General features: G+C 75.6%; 13 protein-coding genes. 7 read left to right on the top strand and 6 right to left on the bottom strand.

Annotated features, from left to right (window positions below):
* Nucleotides 1-84: 84 nt before the first annotated feature.
* Genes PH189_RS11120 through PH189_RS11100 form a run of 5 tightly spaced genes read right to left on the bottom strand, consistent with a single transcriptional unit; the run spans nt 85 to nt 6,569 of the window.
* Nucleotides 85-1,503, bottom strand: coding sequence for a metallopeptidase TldD-related protein (locus PH189_RS11120; protein ID WP_274188844.1), 1,419 nt, complete (start codon nt 1,501-1,503; stop codon nt 85-87).
* Nucleotides 1,500-3,017 carry a TldD/PmbA family protein gene (locus PH189_RS11115; RefSeq protein ID WP_274188843.1) on the bottom strand — a complete coding sequence of 506 codons (1,518 nt, stop codon included), beginning with the start codon at nt 3,015-3,017 and terminating at the stop codon, nt 1,500-1,502. Before PH189_RS11115 ends, PH189_RS11120 begins: the two co-directional genes overlap by 4 nt.
* 41 nt (nt 3,018-3,058) lie before the next feature.
* Nucleotides 3,059-3,418 carry a DUF6802 family protein gene (locus PH189_RS11110; RefSeq protein WP_274188842.1) on the bottom strand — a complete coding sequence of 120 codons (360 nt, stop codon included), beginning with the start codon at nt 3,416-3,418 and terminating at the stop codon, nt 3,059-3,061.
* A gap of 9 nt (nt 3,419-3,427) precedes the next feature.
* Nucleotides 3,428-5,116 carry a dynamin gene (locus tag PH189_RS11105; RefSeq protein ID WP_274188841.1) on the bottom strand — a complete coding sequence of 563 codons (1,689 nt, stop codon included), beginning with the start codon at nt 5,114-5,116 and terminating at the stop codon, nt 3,428-3,430.
* 10 nt (nt 5,117-5,126) lie between these two features.
* Nucleotides 5,127-6,569, bottom strand: a complete 1,443-nt coding sequence (locus PH189_RS11100) for a dynamin family protein (protein WP_274188840.1) — start codon at nt 6,567-6,569, stop codon at nt 5,127-5,129.
* Nucleotides 6,570-6,694: 125 nt separating this feature from the next.
* On the opposite strand from PH189_RS11100, the gene PH189_RS11095 reads away from it, so the two are divergent.
* From PH189_RS11095 to PH189_RS11075, 5 genes are all read left to right on the top strand, one after another.
* On the top strand, nt 6,695-7,141 hold the full coding sequence (locus PH189_RS11095; RefSeq protein ID WP_274188839.1) for a hypothetical protein: 447 nt from the start codon (nt 6,695-6,697) through the stop codon (nt 7,139-7,141).
* 101 nt (nt 7,142-7,242) lie between these two features.
* Nucleotides 7,243-7,533, top strand: coding sequence for a hypothetical protein (locus PH189_RS11090; RefSeq protein ID WP_274188838.1), 291 nt, complete (start codon nt 7,243-7,245; stop codon nt 7,531-7,533).
* Nucleotides 7,534-7,665: 132 nt separating this feature from the next.
* Complete coding sequence (trmB, locus tag PH189_RS11085; RefSeq protein WP_274189046.1) at nt 7,666-8,352, top strand: tRNA (guanosine(46)-N7)-methyltransferase TrmB; 687 nt, start codon at nt 7,666-7,668, stop codon at nt 8,350-8,352.
* Nucleotides 8,353-8,393: 41 nt separating this feature from the next.
* Entirely contained in the window at nt 8,394-9,101 is a 708-nt protein-coding gene (locus tag PH189_RS11080; protein ID WP_274188837.1) for an NYN domain-containing protein, read from the top strand.
* 34 nt (nt 9,102-9,135) lie between these two features.
* The gene (locus tag PH189_RS11075) at nt 9,136-9,651 is read left to right on the top strand and encodes a polyketide cyclase (RefSeq protein ID WP_274188836.1); all 516 of its coding nucleotides are present in this window, start codon (nt 9,136-9,138) and stop codon (nt 9,649-9,651) included.
* On the opposite strand, the gene PH189_RS11070 is transcribed toward PH189_RS11075, so the two are convergent.
* Nucleotides 9,599-10,075 carry a hypothetical protein gene (locus PH189_RS11070; protein ID WP_274188835.1) on the bottom strand — a complete coding sequence of 159 codons (477 nt, stop codon included), beginning with the start codon at nt 10,073-10,075 and terminating at the stop codon, nt 9,599-9,601. The two genes, PH189_RS11075 and PH189_RS11070, sit on opposite strands and share 53 nt — an antisense overlap.
* A gap of 194 nt (nt 10,076-10,269) precedes the next feature.
* Between PH189_RS11070 and PH189_RS11065 the strand changes: the two genes are divergently transcribed.
* Nucleotides 10,270-11,535, top strand: coding sequence for an amidohydrolase family protein (locus PH189_RS11065; protein ID WP_274189045.1), 1,266 nt, complete (start codon nt 10,270-10,272; stop codon nt 11,533-11,535).
* A gap of 122 nt (nt 11,536-11,657) precedes the next feature.
* Nucleotides 11,658-13,547, top strand: coding sequence for a propionyl-CoA synthetase (locus tag PH189_RS11060; protein ID WP_274188834.1), 1,890 nt, complete (start codon nt 11,658-11,660; stop codon nt 13,545-13,547).
* Nucleotides 13,548-13,626 lie beyond the last annotated feature (79 nt).

The raw sequence follows: 13,626 nt of genomic DNA, 5'->3' as shown, positions 1-13,626 counted from the left end.
ACGCCCTCCAGTGTGCGCCTCCGGCGCATGTGAGCACTTCGGAGTGCCACGGCACTCCGAAGTGCTCACATGCGCGAAGCGCACCTAGCGGCCCAGGGACACCGACGTCATGTGGAAGTCGGGGACGCGCAGCGGGGGCATGGCGGCGCGGGTGAACCAGTCCTTCCACTCGCGGGGCAGCGTGCGCTCGGTGGCGCCGGCCTCGGTGGCGCGGCGCAGGAGGTCGAGCGGCGACTCGTTGAAGCGGAAGTTGTTCACCTCGCCGACGATCTCGCCGCCCTCGACCAGGTAGACCCCGTCACGGGTCAGGCCGGTGAGCAGCAGCGTCGTCGGGTCGACCTCGCGGATGTACCAGAGGCAGGTCAGCAGCAGGCCGCGTCCGGTCGACGCCACCATCTCCTCGAGCGTGGCGTCCTCGCCGCCGGTGAGCACGAGGTTGTCGGTGGGCGCCGCGAACGGCGCCCCGTACTCGGCGGCCGCCGCCCGCGGGTAGGCGAGCGTCGCGACCGTGCCGTCGCGCACCCACTCCACACGCCCCGTGGTGGCGCCGTTGTCGAACACCGAGACCTCGTCGCCGGAGTACGTCGTCGCGAGCACCGGGGTGTAGGCGAGGTCGGCGAACCCGGCGCCGGCCGGGTCGCCCGCGAGCGTCAGGGGCAGGTCCCCGAGCCGCTCGCCGACGCGGGTGCCGCCCGCGCGTGAGAAGGCCGAGCGGCCCTCCTGCGCGGGCCGCCCGCCCATCGACCAGGCCAGGTAGATCATCAGATCGGACACCGCGGACGGCGGGAGCAGCGTCTCGTAGCGCCCGGCCGGGAGCTCGATCTGACGCGCGCCCCACGGCAGCCGGTTCCGCAGGCGATCGACGAGGGCGGCGACGTCGACCGTGGCGATGTCGGTGGCGCCCTCCCCGCCCCACACCGACGTGCCCGTGGACGGGTCCTTGAGGTTGAGCTCGACCGACCCGGACGGCTCGACCCAGCGGCGGCGGACCCCCGCGGAGGTGCCCAGCCATGTCGTCGTGACGCGGTGGTCGGCGAACCCGAACGACGCCTCGCCGGGCCGGAAGGACGCGCCGAGCTCCTCGGCGAGCCGGGCGAACACGGCGGTCGAGGTGTCCTCGGCGCCCTCGTCCCAGTGCGCGTCGGCCGGGCCGGCGGGCTCGGGCAGCGGCGCCGCGTCGCGCGCGGGACCGGCCCGCCGCGCGGCCTGCACCGCCCCCGCGACGGCGTCGGTGAGCACCGCGTCGCCCTCCGGTCCGTCGGCGAGCCCCGTGGGGGCCGGCACGGTGACGACGCCCGCGCCGGTGCCGCCCTCGAGGGGCACGAGCATCACCACCGAGAGCCGCCGCTCGACGGTGTTGCCGTTCGTGGTCATCGTGGAGTTCGCCCAGCGCACGACGGCCTCGGAGACCTCGCGGACCAGGGCGACCGCGCCCGCGTCCGGCACCTGTGCGGCGGCGATCGCGAGGGCGCGCTCCACGAGGGCCGAGCCGGTGGTGCTCACGATCCGCTCCCGGTGTTGAGGACGGTCACGCCGCGCAGCAGGGCCGACGGGCAGCCGTGGCTGACCGGCGCGACCTGGCCGGGCTGGGCCTTGCCGCAGTTGAACGCGCCGCCCAGCCGCCACGTCGAGGGCCCGCCGACGGCTTCGAGCGAGCCCCAGAAGTCGGTGGTCGTCGCCTGGTAGGCGACGTCGCGGACCTGCCCGACCAGCTCGCCCCCGCGGATGCGGTGGAAGCGCTGCCCGGTGAACTGGAAGTTGTAGCGCTGCATGTCGATCGACCAGGAGCGGTCGCCGACGACGTAGAGGCCGTCCTCCACCGCGCCGATCAGGTCCGACGTCGGCCGGTCGGAGACCGGGTCGGGCTGCAACGACACGTTCGCCATCCGCTGCAGGGGGACGTGCTCGGCGGAGTCGGCGTAGGCGCAGCCGTTCGACCGGTCGAGACCGAGGCGCGGCGCGAACGACCGGTCGACCTGGTAGCCGACGAGCACGCCGTCGCGGACGAGGTCGAACTCCTGCGCGGCCACCCCGTCGTCGTCGTAGCCGACACTCGCGAGGCCGTGGGGGACGGTGCGGTCGCCGGTCACGGTGAGGACGTCGCTGCCGTAGCGCAGGGTCCCGAGCTTGTCGGGCGTCGCGAAGCTCGTGCCGGCGTACGCCGCCTCGTAGCCGATGGCCCGGTCGTACTCGGTGGCGTGCCCGATCGACTCGTGGATGACGAGCCACAGGTTGGTGGGGTCGATGACGAGGTCGGTGGGCCCTGCCACGACGCTCGGCGCCCGCACCTTCTCGGCGAGCAGCTCGGGGAGCTCGGTGAGCTCGGCGCCCCAGTCCCAGCCCGTCCCGGTGAGGTACTCCCAGCCGCGCCCGGCCGGCGGCGCGAGGGTGCGCAGCGACTCGAAGGCCCCGCCGGCCCGGTCGACCGTGGTGATCGAGATGTCGGGGTCGACGCGCACCCGCTGCTGGGTCGTCGTGGTGCCCGCCGTGTCGGCGTAGAAGCTCTGCTCCTTGACCTGCACGAGGCTCGCCGAGACATGGTCGACGCCGGACGCCGCGAGCAACGCCGTCGACCGGTCGGTGAGCAGGCCGATCTTCTCGGCGACGTCCACGGCCCAGGGGTCGACGTCGTACGGCGAGACCCAGACCGCGCCCGCGTGCACGGGCTCGTCGGCGAGCGTGACGCGCTCGGTGGCCAGGGACGCGAGGGTCGCGGTGACGTCGAGGGCGCGGCGCGCCGTGGCCACCGCGACCTCGGGCGTCAGATCGACGTGGGCGGCGAACCCCCACACGCCGTCGCGCAGCACGCGCACGGCCAGCCCGAGGGTCTCGGAGTCGGCGGCGACGACCACCCGGCCGTCGCGCAGCTCGAGGTGCTGGGTCCGCAGGCGGTGCACGCGCAGGTCGGCGTGCTGGGCCCCGCCCCGGCGCGCGGCGTCGAGCGCGGCGTCGGCGAGGGCCGCGAGGGGCAGGGCGAGGAAGTCCGCATCCACCGCGTGCGTCCTGCTGCTGGTCACGGCCGCCGAACCTACCGGCCGAGGGCGACCGGGTTGGAGGATCAACCGCCGCGGACCCACCGTCCGGTGACCGGATCGATGGTCGGGGCGGGCGGTGGCGGGCCCTCGTCCCAGCCCTCGCCCGGCAGCTCCGGCGCGGTGGCGGTGGTCGCCGTGCCGTCGCCGAGCACCCGGGTGAGCACGTCGACGCGCCCGTCGCCGTCGACGTCGGTGCCCAGCTCGAGCGCGTCCGGCCCCGCGACCACGGCGGTGTCGGCGCGCCCGTCGGCGTCGCTGTCGACCGTGGCCGGACCGAGCGCGTGCGGGCCGTCGGGCGCCGCGACCAGCAGCTCGGCGGCAGGGCCACCGGGATCGACATGCGCCTCGGGGTGGAGCGCGGAGTCGTCGGGCAGCTCGACCATGGCGCGAGGCTAGGTCGCCGCCGTCTCCCGTGGTGGCGGTTCGGGGACATCCACGCGGTCCCGCAACGCGGCCAGCCGCCGCAGCAGCGTCTCGGCGCGGTCGCGCCCCTCGCGGGCCTCCGCGGCCGTGTGGGCGGCGGCCCGGTCGGCGGCGGTCCGGTCGGCGCCCGCGTGCCGCACGGCGCGCTCCGCGGCGGCCAGCGCGTCGTCGAGGTCCCGCGCGCGGTGCTCGAGCGCGGCGTCGAGGGCGAGCGTGACCTCCCGCTCGGTGGTGATGAGGGCGTCGGCGAGCACCCGGTCGAGGTCGCCGCGCACCTCCGCAAGCGCCTCGGCCGTCCACCGGCGCAGGTGCGCGCGGTCGGCGGCGAGGCGCCGGGCCCGCGCGACCCAGCCCGCGGCGCCCAGCCCGAGCCCCACCGACACCGGGACGAGCGCGGCGCCGAGTGTTACGGGCGCGATCGGGACGGCGAGCAGCGGCAGCAGCGCCAGACGGGAGAGCCCGAGCCCGCCCGACGCCCCGGCGACCACGAGCAGGCGGTCCTCGGGGGGACGCGTCCGTGGTGGGGGCACGAGGCCGGGCTCGCCGACGTCGGTGACCCCGAGATCGGCAACCCGCAGCGCCGGCAGCTCACCGGCCGGGACGAGGTCGGCGAGGGTCGCCGCGACCAGCGCGCGGAGCCGCGCGCCGAGGCCCTCGACGACGACGGACGCCAGCGTCTCCACCTCGGCGGCGAGCTCGCGCGGGATCGCGGCGAGCCCGGCGCGGTCGGCGTCGTCGATGCGCCCGCGCACGGCCGTCCCGAGGGCGCGGACGCGCGCGCCGAGGTCGTCGGCGGCGGCCACCCGGGCGGCGGCGAGGTCGGCGCGCCAGCGCGTGTGGTGGTCACGGCGCAGGGCGGCCCGGGCCGCGAGGAGCTCGTCGCGCCGCCGGGCGAGGTCGCCGACGCCGTCGACCGGGGCGCGCAGGGCGCTCCGGGTCGCGTCGGCGCGGGCCGCGACGCCGTCCAGCCCGGCGGCGAGCAGGCGCAGCGCGTTGGCGTCGGCGAGCATCCGGCGCCGGCGCGCGACGAGACGGTGCAGCTCGCGTTGCAGGGCGGCCAGGCCGGAGCGGCGGCGCAGCGCCCCGGCCGCCTCCGGGGGCGCGGTGCCCGCACGGCGGGCGAGATCGGCGGAGACCGGGAACCACGGCGCCCCGGCGAGCCGCGGGACGTGCTCGGCGACCAGGGCGCGGTCGGCCTCGAGCACCGTGCGCCAGCCGCGGTGCGCCTCCGTGCGGGTCAGCGCGAACACCACGGTGTCCACTCGGCCCGCCGCGCGGGCGAGCGCGTCGACCTCCTCGGCGCCGAGCGGGGCGGCGGCGTCGGCGAGCACGAGCGCCGCCGTGGCGCCGTCGACCGGCCAGCTCCCGGGGTCGGGACCGCGGACGGGGACGAGCAGGTCCAGCTCCTCGAGCAGCGGCACACCGAGGTCGTCGTAGGTGGCGTGCTCGAGGGTGACCTCGTCCAGGCCGAGCAGCGCGGCCAGCAGCTCCCGGCGGCCCCGTCCCGGCGCCCCGACGAGCACCACGGTCGGACGCGCCGGCGGGGCCGGGGCCGCGGCGCGGTCGGCGGCGTCCGGGTCGAGACGGGCGAGCAGCGTCGTCAGCGCCTCGCGGGTGCGCGCGACCTCGGCGGGGACGTCCCGCACGGACCCCGTCACGGCGGAGCCGTCATGGCGGACCGGTCCGCGCGGTCAGGTCCTGCCACATCCCGACGTAGGTGCGATGGACGACGTGGGCGAGGTCGGCGATGCGCCGGGGCGAGCCCCACGACCCGTACGCCCGCCACCAGGCGGCGCGCCGGGCGACGTGCCCGGCCACCTCCACCGGACTGGCGCCCGGGCGGCCCGCGCGGACGTCCGGGGGCGCGGCCGAGGCGAGCCGGTCGACCTCGTCGAGCAGCTCGGCGGGCAGCCCCAGGGCGCCCGCCCACAGCCGCGCGCGAGCGGCGAGCAGCGCCCGCTCGGTGAACGCGTCCCGGCGCGCCAGCGCCGCGGCCGCGTCGGCGACCCGGGTGCCCTCGTCCCGCCCGGCGCCGTCCTGCGCCTCGGCGCGACCCAGGGCCTCGCCGAGCGTGGCGAGGTCGCGGACCCCCGCGGTCGCGGCGTGCAGGTCGGTACGGGCGCGCACCTCGTCGTGCAGCCGTCGGACCAGCGTCGCGAGCCCGGACGCCGCGAGCAGGGCGTCGCAGAGCTCCCCGACCCCCGCGGCGGCGTCGGCGCGCAGGAGCGCGATCCCGAGAGCGAGGCCGCGCACGTCGAGCAGCTCGAGCAGCCGAGTCCGGGCCTCGATCGGCAGGGGCAGCTCGGCGGTCGTGAAGAGCTCGGCGTCGAGCAGGGCGACCTCGAGCACCGCCGGGTCGGCCGCCGCGAGCACCCGCAGCGCGCCGACGTCCTCCGCGCGCAGTGCCCCGGTGACCGCGGTCTCGGCGAGCAGCCCGATCACCGGCGTCACCGGCCCCACGCGGTCGCCGAGCCGTCGCCCGAGCTCGACGGCGAGATCGCGGCCGTCGTCGGGACCCACCGTGTCCGCCCGTCCCAGCACGGCGACGACCCCCGCCGGGCCGTGGGCCGCCGGCCCGGGCAGCACGTCGAGGTCTCCCGCGTGCGCCGTCGCCGGCAGCACCACGAGCGCGGCCTCGGCGTGCGCGCCTCCCGACGTGCCGCCCGGCCGGCGCGCCGAGCCGGTGCCCGGGGTGTCGATCACCGTCAGGTCGTCCAGCGCCGCGCTGGTGAGCGTCACCACCAGGTGGTCGACGTCCTCGGGGCGCACGCCCAGCCGGTCGCCGACCGCGGCGGGCACCCGCCCGCCCGCGGCGAGCGGCAGCGGCCGCCGGGTGCCGTCGACGAGGACGACGTCGAGCCGATCGGCGCGGCCGCGGACGTAGTGCGCCGTCAGCCCGGTGCACTCGCCCGCCCCCGTCGGCGCGACCCGGCGTCCCACCAGGGCGTTGACCAGCGTCGACTTGCCCGACGAGACGGGCCCGGCCACGACGAGGGACGGCGTGGCGAGCATCCGGTCGGCGATCGCCTCCACCGCGTCGGCGCTCGGCAGCGACACCCGCGGGGACAGCGCACGGCATGTCGCGACCACGGCGCTGCGCAGGGGGCCCACAGCCGTGGCAGCGTAGGCGCCGGACCGTGCCCGCGAGGCCGGTTCGGCAGGACCCCGGAGGGTTTCGCGTGATCGCCCGTCGGGGGAGACTGCTCACCAACCGTCACCTGCGAGGAAGGCACCCCGTGCTCGACACCGGCACGTATCTCTTCATCGTCGTGGTCGGCGCGATCATCACCTTGGTGGTGGGCCAGATCCTCATGCGCTCGGGGATCGGGTTCCTGCGCGACGTCTTCGACTCCGAGGAGACGGCGGTCTCGACGAACCGGTTGCTCGGGGTGCTGTTCCACCTCGTGGCGCTGGGCTTCCTCGCCCTGATCTCGACCTACCGGCCCTTCGACGTGCAGGGCACGGTCCAGATCGTGATCACGCAGCTCGGCGGGGTGATGCTCCTGCTCGGCGTGCTCCACGGGCTGACCCTGCTGCTGCTCGCCCGTGTCCGGAGCCGGCGACGCAGCGAGACCATCGAGTCCGAGATGAGCAGCCAGTACGAGCAGCAGCGGCGCGCGCGGCAGACGCAGCGTCAGCAGGTGATCGAGGGTGGTCCCTCGTCCGGCGGCGGCGGGCGCTGACCTCGTCTCCCACGGGGGCCGTCCGAGGTCCATCGATCGCCCGACCGGGTCATCTCCCGCCGATCCGCTAACCCGAGCTGTGATCTGCGCGATGTGCAGGTGTGACCCTCGTCCCCTTGACCCGGCGCCGCACGGCGGTCGTGGCGGAGCCCATGACCCGGCCGTTGCCACGACTCACCGACGTGGTGCACGCGGTGACCGCCACCTTCGCCTCCGGCGGATGGACGCTGCGCTTCGGCCCTTCCGGGCAGCAGGTCGTGGTCGACCGCCTCGCGGAGGCCGACGCCGCGGCCCGCAGGCTCGTCGGCGCCGTCCTCGGGCTGCCCGACGCGGCCGTCCGTATCCGGATCACCCCCGACGACGCGTCGCTGGCCCCGCTGCGCCGGTCCTGACTCCCGCACCTCTCGCCCCGAGGCGCGGGATGTGAGGATCAGGAGGTGGAGACCGATCACGACACGCGCCCGACGTCCGGACCGGACGTCCCGCGGCGCTCGGTGGTCAGCTTCACCGACCGCGGCGGGCGGATGACGGCCGGCCAGCAGCGGGCGTGGGACCGACTCTGGACGCGCTACGGGGCGAACGCCGCCGGCTTCGACCGGGACCCCGACGGCCCGCGGCCGCCGCTCGACGGGGGCCGCCTGGACGCCCCCGCCTGGTTCGGCCGACGGGCCCCGCTGCGGCTCGAGATCGGCTCCGGGATGGGTGAGACGACCGCCGCCCTCGCCGCCGCCGAGCCCGACGCCGACCACGTGGCCGTCGAGGTCTATCCCCCCGGGCTCGCCCAGCTGCTCATGCGCCTCGAGGAGCAGGAGCTCGCCAACCTGCGACTGCTGCGCGGGGACGCCGTCGTCGTGCTCGAGGACCTCGTCGCCCCGGACTCGCTCGCCGGCCTGCGCGTCTTCTACCCCGATCCGTGGCCGAAGCGCCGGCACCACAAGCGCCGCCTGGTCCAGCCCGCGACCGTCGCCCTCATGGCCTCCCGCCTGGCGCCCGGCGCGACGCTGCACCTCGCCACCGACGTCGCCGACTACGCCGAGTGGATGCTCGAGGTGACCGACGCCGAGCCGCTGCTCGAGAACCCGCACGGAGGCTTCGCGCCGCGCCCGGCGTGGCGCCCGCGCACCAAGTTCGAGGCCCGCGCCGAGCAGGAGGGCCGCCCGAGCCGGGATCTCCTCCTGGTGCGCACCGAGGCCGTCGGGGGCGAGTCCTGAGCACCCATCGGACCCGACGCCGGGCGGTTAGAGTCGGCCCCGTGTCACCCGCGCCGTCGCCCGCCGATCTCGCCAGCCCGCCCACCGACATCGCCGGTGGTGCCGACGTGCGGGTCGACGAGGGCATCGGTGTGGAGCCCACGACGGAGGCGCCGCCCGCGCGCACGCTGCTCGTCTGGGACGCGCCGAACATCGACATGAGCCTCGGCTCGCTGCTCGGCACGCGCCCGACGTCGGCGTTCCGGCCCCGCTTCGACGCGGTGGGCCGCTGGCTGCTCGGCGAGGCCGGTCCCGAGGGCGTCGCCGAGGCCACGGTGTTCACCAACGTCGTGCCGGGCTCCACGGAGATCGTGCGGCCCTGGGTCGAGGCGCTGCGCAACGTCGGGTTCGCGGTGTTCGCCAAGCCCAAGTCCGCCGACGACTCGGACGTCGACGACGACATGCTCGCCCACATCGAGCTGCGCCGGTCCGAGGGCGGGCTCGCGCACGTCGTGGTGGCCTCCGGCGACGGCCGGGCGTTCCGTGAGCCGCTCGAGGACCTGGTGGCCCAGGGCGTCACGGTCACCGTCATCGGCTTCCGCGAGTACGCCGCGTTCGCGGTGTCCTCGGAGATCGTCGACTTCCTCGACCTCGAGGACATCGACGGTGTCTTCCGCGAGCCCCTGCCGCGCGTCAGCCTCGACACCCTGCCCGACGCCGGCGCCTGGCTGCCGCCGCTGCGCTCGCTGCGGTCGCTCCTCGAGCGGTAGCCCCGTCGACCTCCGACCACGCACACTCACGTGGGTGGACCTGCCGGAGCACTGGGGCACGAGGCCCGACGAGCGCGCCCGGTACACGCCGGCGGACGCGCTGGTGCCCGTTCCTCGTGCCCGGTGGACGCGCGGGGTGACGTCGGCGGCGAGCCCGGAGGACCTGTGGCTCTGGGTCTGCCAGCTCACCGTCGCGCCCTACAGCTACGACCTGATCGACAACCGCGGCCGACGGAGCCCGCGACTGCTGACCCCGGGCGCGGAGGACCTGCGCGTCGGGCAGCGCCTGATGGTGCTCTTCGTCATCGACTCCTTCGACCCCGGCGAGCAGCTGACGGTGCGGCTCCGGCGGCGCGGAACCGGCTCGCTCGCGGAGTTCGCGATCACCTACGCCGTGGCGCCCGACCCCCGCGGCTCCCGGCTCGTCGCCACGGTCACCGTGGACGGCGCCCGTCGCGGCGGGCTCCTGCGGTACGTCCTCGCCTGGGGTGATCTCGTCATGATGCGTCGCCAGCTCCGGACGCTCGCCGAGCTGGCCGGCGCGAACTGAAGAACGCGTTCACCGACGGCCGGAACATGAGCACGAGGGCGACGACGACCGCCGCCAGGTGCACCACGCGCAGGGCGGCGACGGCGAGGTCCGGCGCGCCTGCGGCGGCGAGGTGGTCGACGGGCGAGGCCCCGCTCGCGAGCCAGGTCAGCGGCGCGACGACCAGCGAGGCCGTCCCCACCACCCCGAGCAGCACGGCGACCGTCCACCGCACGAGGGTGCGGCCTTCCGGCAGGGCGAGCACGAGGACGACCCCACCGGCGTAGATCACGGCGCGCTTGGCCAGCGCGGCCGGTCCGGGAGGGTCCGGCAGGGCGAGGTGGACCAGGGTCTCGGCGACCCCGGCGCCGACGGCGATCAGCCAGACGACGACCGCCGCGCGCAGGGAACGGGGGACAGGAGATGAGACGGCGAGGATCGACATGCGGGCCACCCTCCGCGTCACCGCGGGGCCGGGACAGCCGGCAGGCGCCCCGTCCGGGGTGGGGCTGTCCCTACCCGGAACGGCCACCGTCGCGTGCTCGCCGTCCTCACCCGGTTCGGGCGGCGCGGGCCGTGGCACAGTCTGAGACCGTGCGCCGCCTCGCTGCTCCCGTCGTCCTTCCCTGCGACGCGTCCATGTCGGTGCTGCGCGACGCGGTGGTCGACGTCGACGACGACGGGCGGATCGCCCACGTCGGCCCCGCCGACACCGCGCCGACCACGGACGCGCCGGTCACGCGGGTCCACGGCCTGCTCATGCCGGGCCTCGTCAACACCCACGCCCACACGCCGCTGACCGTGCTGCGCGGGCTGGGCGGCGACCTCCCGCTGATGCGCTGGCTCACCGAGGTGGTCTGGCCCGCCGAGGCCAAGCTCGACGGCGCCGACGTCCGCGCCGGGATGCTCGCGGGCACGGCGGAGATGCTGCGCGGCGGCGTGACGACGTCGGCGGAGATGTACTTCCAGGCCGAGCACGTCGCCGAGGCCGTCCTCGAGATCGGGTCCCGCGTCCTGCTGACCCCGGGCATCATCACCGCGCCGGGCATGGAACGCCTCGGCACCTGGGAGCAGATGCGCGACGCGGTCTCGGCATGGATCGACGCCGACGGCCTGCGCTCCGGGCCGGGCGAGCGCCTCGAGCTCGGCTACGGCCCTCACGCCGCGTACACGCTGCCCACCGAGGCGATCGTGACCACGGCCGCGCTCGCCCGCGAGCGTGGCGCGCTGATGCACCTCCACGTCGCCGAGGCCCCCGGCGAGGACGACGCCGTGCGCGCCGAGTTCGGGTCGGTGCCGGCGATGCTGGAGCGGACCGGCTCGCTCGGCGGCCGTGTGCTCGCCGCGCACGCCATCCAGCTCTCCGACGACGACATCGCGATCCTCGCCCGCCACGACGTCGCCGTCGCCCACTGCCCGGGGTCGAACGCCAAGCTCGCTGCCGGCGTCGCCCGCGTCGCCGAGCTGCGCACCGCCGGCGTCCGGATGGGCCTGGGGACCGACTCGCCGGCCTCGAACGACGACCTCGACATGTGGGAGGAGCAGCGCCTCGCCTCGCTGTTCGCCCGCCAGCGCGGGGCCGACGCCACCGCTCTGACCGCCGGCGACGCCCTCGCCCTGGCCACCCGGGGCGGGGCCGCCGCCCTGGGCCGCGACGATCTCGGCACCCTCACCGCCGGCGCCTGGGCCGACGTCGTGCACGTCTCGCTCGACGACCTCGCCTTCGTCGACCCCGACGACGACGCCCAGCTGGTGTCCAACCTCGTCTGGGCGAGCGGCGCCCGGGGCGTGCGCGACGTGTGGGTGGCCGGTGAGCCCGTCCTGGCCGACGGCGACCTCACCCGCGTCGACCCCGCCGAGGTCCTCGCCGGCGCCCGCCGCGTGGGGGCGAAGGTCAAGTCCTGATGTGCGTGGTCTTCTGAGCTATCGCTCGGAAGATCACGCACGAGGCGGGAGGCCGGCCAGAACGAGTTGCCCGTCGCTTCGGGCGGTGCGCCGGGCCTCGTCGCGTCGTTAGGGTCGCGACCATGAGTGGCGAGTACCAGCAGGCCTACGACCGCAGCATGACCGACCCCGACGGCTTCTGGCGCGAGGCCGCGGGCCTGATCGACTGGTATCGCGAGCCCGACACGATCATGGACGCGTCCGCGCTGCCGTTCTCGCGGTGGTTCCAGGGCGGCGAGCTCAACACCTGCCACAACGCGCTCGACCGCCACGTCGACGCCGGTCGCGGTGACCAGGTCGCGCTGATCCACGACTCGCCGGTCACCGACGACCGCCAGCGGTACACGTACTCCGAGCTGCGCGACCGGGTCGCCCGCTTCGCCGGGGTGCTGCGCTCGGTCGGCGTCGACAAGGGCGACCGCGTGATCATCTACATGCCGATGATCCCCGAGGCGGCCGTCGCGATGCTCGCCTGCGCGCGGATCGGCGCCGTCCACAGCGTCGTCTTCGGCGGGTTCGCCGCCCGCGAGCTGGCCGTCCGGATCGACGACGCCCGGCCCGCCGCGATCGTCAGCGCGTCCTGCGGCATCGAGGGCAAGCGGGTCATCGAGTACAAGCCCCTGCTCGACAAGGCCGTCGAGCTCGCCGAGCACGACCCGGGCCCGGTGATCATCTTCCAGCGCCCGCAGGCCGAGGCCGCGATGACCGCGCGCGACCTCGACTGGGCCGGGGCGGTGGAGGCCGCGGAGCCCGCCGACTGCGTCTCCGTCGCGGCCACCGACCCGCTCTACGTGCTCTACACCTCGGGCACCACCGGCAAGCCCAAGGGCGTCCAGCGCGACAACGGTGGCCACGCCGTCGCCCTGGCGTGGTCGATGCCCAACATCTACAACGTCGGGCCCGGCGAGGTCATGTTCACCGCGTCCGACGTCGGGTGGGTCGTCGGGCACTCCTACATCGTCTACGCGCCGTTGCTCATCGGGGCGACGACCGTGCTCTACGAGGGCAAGCCGATCGGCACGCCCGATGCCGGCCAGTTCTGGCGGGTGGTCCAGGAGCACGGGGTGAAGGCGCTGTTCACCGCACCCACCGCGTTCCGCGGCATCAAGAAGGAGGACCCCGACGCGGTGCTCCTCCAGGACTACGACATCTCGAGCCTCGAGACGCTCTTCCTCGCCGGCGAGCGCCTCGACCCCGAGACCTGGACGTGGGCGTCGGAGAAGCTCGGAGTACCGGTGGTCGACCACTGGTGGCAGACCGAGACCGGCTGGCCGATCGCGGCCAACCTGCGCGGGCTCGAGCCGATGGAACTCAAGGCCGGCTCGCCGTCGGTGCCCGTCCCCGGCTACCAGGTCGAGATCCTCGACGTCGACGGGTCGGTGCTGCCCCGCGGCGAGGAGGGCGCGATCACGATCAAGCTCCCGCTGCCCCCGGGCTGCCTGCAGACGCTGTGGGACGACGACGAGCGGTTCCGCGAGTCGTACATGTCGCGCTACGAGGGCTACTACCTCACGGGCGACGGCGGCTATCTCGACGAGGACGGCTACCTCTACGTCATGGGCCGCACCGACGACGTCATCAACGTCGCCGGGCACCGCCTGTCCACCGGCTCGATGGAGGAGGTGCTCTCCGGCCACCCCGACGTCGCCGAGTGCGCGGTCATCGGCGTGCACGACGCGATGAAGGGCCAGGTCCCGCGCGGGTTCGTCGTGCTCAAGGCCGGCGTCGAGCGCGACGAGGCCGAGCTCAACGCCGAGCTCGTCAAGATGGTCCGCGACGACGTCGGGGCGGTCGCGTCGTTCAAGAACGTCGCGATCGTGCCGGCGCTGCCCAAGACCCGCTCGGGCAAGGTGCTGCGCAAGACCATGCGCGGGATCGCCGACGGCAAGGACGAGGCCGTGCCCTCGACCATCGACGACGCGAGCGTGCTGGACACCCTGCGCCCGGTGCTGCAGAAGGGGCCGGAGGTCTAGGCGGGCGTCTCGAGCAGGGTCAGGACGGCGATCCGTCAGCCGTCCTGACCCTGCCACGAGCTGGTGGCAGAAGCGCTTG

Origin of the sequence: Actinomycetospora chibensis, assembly GCF_028737215.1 — a bacterium.
GTDB classification, from domain to species: domain Bacteria; phylum Actinomycetota; class Actinomycetes; order Mycobacteriales; family Pseudonocardiaceae; genus Actinomycetospora; species Actinomycetospora chibensis.
This window is presented reverse-complemented; position numbering and strand designations above follow the sequence as displayed.

Excerpts from the sequence above, each read along its gene's own strand:
- PH189_RS11110 (WP_274188842.1), bottom strand. The coding sequence starts at position 3,418 with ATGGTCGAGCTGCCCGACGACTCCGCGCTCCACCCCGAGGCGCATGTC.
- trmB (WP_274189046.1), top strand. The coding sequence starts at position 7,666 with ATGACGGCCGGCCAGCAGCGGGCGTGGGACCGACTCTGGACGCGCTAC.
- PH189_RS11070 (WP_274188835.1), bottom strand. The coding sequence starts at position 10,075 with ATGTCGATCCTCGCCGTCTCATCTCCTGTCCCCCGTTCCCTGCGCGCG.
- PH189_RS11065 (WP_274189045.1), top strand. The coding sequence starts at position 10,270 with ATGTCGGTGCTGCGCGACGCGGTGGTCGACGTCGACGACGACGGGCGG.
- PH189_RS11060 (WP_274188834.1), top strand. The coding sequence starts at position 11,658 with ATGAGTGGCGAGTACCAGCAGGCCTACGACCGCAGCATGACCGACCCC.